Source organism: Eggerthella sp., from assembly GCF_048329335.1.
GTDB classification, from domain to species: Bacteria; Actinomycetota; Coriobacteriia; order Coriobacteriales; family Eggerthellaceae; genus Eggerthella; species Eggerthella lenta.
In genome coordinates, this window is sequence record NZ_DBFEGU010000442.1 from 1 (window position 1) to 1050 (window position 1050).

Genomic DNA, 1050 nt, shown 5'->3' on the forward strand with positions numbered 1-1050 from the left:
CTCCATCGCCTCCTTGTAGGAGGCGAGCCCCGCCTCGCTCGTGTCGCCCGCGTCGAGCGCGCGCACGGCCGCCTGGCCCGCCATCTGGCCGGAGGCCACGGCGAAGTCCATGCCTCGCACCTGGTAGCCCATGTTCATGCAGAGGCCGGCCGACTCGCCGGCCACCAGGCAGCCGTCGAACACGTACTTCGGGACCATGCCGTAGCCGCCCTCGGGCACCATGTGGCCGGAGTGCTCGACGAGCTTCGCGCCGCGGATGATCGGCGCGACCGCCGGGTGGCCCTTGAAGTCCTCGAGCATCTGGTACACCGGCGTCTCGTTCGCGCCGTCGGCGGCCAGCGAGATGGTGGCCACGAGGCCCAGGCTGATCGAGTCCCTGTTGGTGTACAGGAAGCCGCCGCCGACCTTGCCGTGCGTGCAGTCGCCCACGAACAGCATGGCCGCGCCCTCGCCCTCCGGCACCAGGAAGCGGTCCTCGATCGTCTGCGCGGGCAGCTCGAACACCTGCTTGATCCCGACGGCCATCTGGGAGGGCTTCGGGCGGGGGTTGCCCAGGCTGCGCTCGCAGAGCAGGCTGTTCACGCCCTCGGCGACGATCGTCGCCTCGGCGGTGATCTCGTCCTCGCCGGCGCGCACGCCGACGACCCTGCCGAACCCGTCCTTCAGGAGCTCCTCGACGGCGATGCCGCAGATGTACTCGGCGCCGGCGTCCTCGGCCTTGGAGGCCAGCCACTGGTCGAAGGGCGCGCGCAGAACCGAGTAGGAGTCCTTGCCCTCCTCCGCGAGCTCCGGGCTCGTGAAGTCGACCGCCGTCTGCGAGGCCGGGTCCATGAGCGCGATGCGCTCGTGCGTGATCTTGCGCTCGAGCGGCGCCTCGGATTCGAAGTCGGGGAACACCTTTTTCAGCGAGTGCGAGTAGATGCGCCCGCCGGTCATGTTCTTCGCGCCGGCGAAGTTGCCGCGCTCGACCACGAGGGTCGACTTGCCGGCCTTCGCGAGCTCGTAGGCCGCCACGGCGCCCGCGCACCCGGAGCCCACGACGATCGCGTC

Annotated in this window: 1 protein-coding gene; it reads right to left on the reverse strand. The window is 70.5% G+C overall.

The window, feature by feature from the left end; all coding sequences use genetic code 11:
• Positions 1 to 1050, reverse strand: a 1050-nt coding sequence (locus tag ACMO6A_RS13550; protein ID WP_418471423.1) for an FAD-dependent oxidoreductase, incomplete at both ends; no start/stop codon positions are given.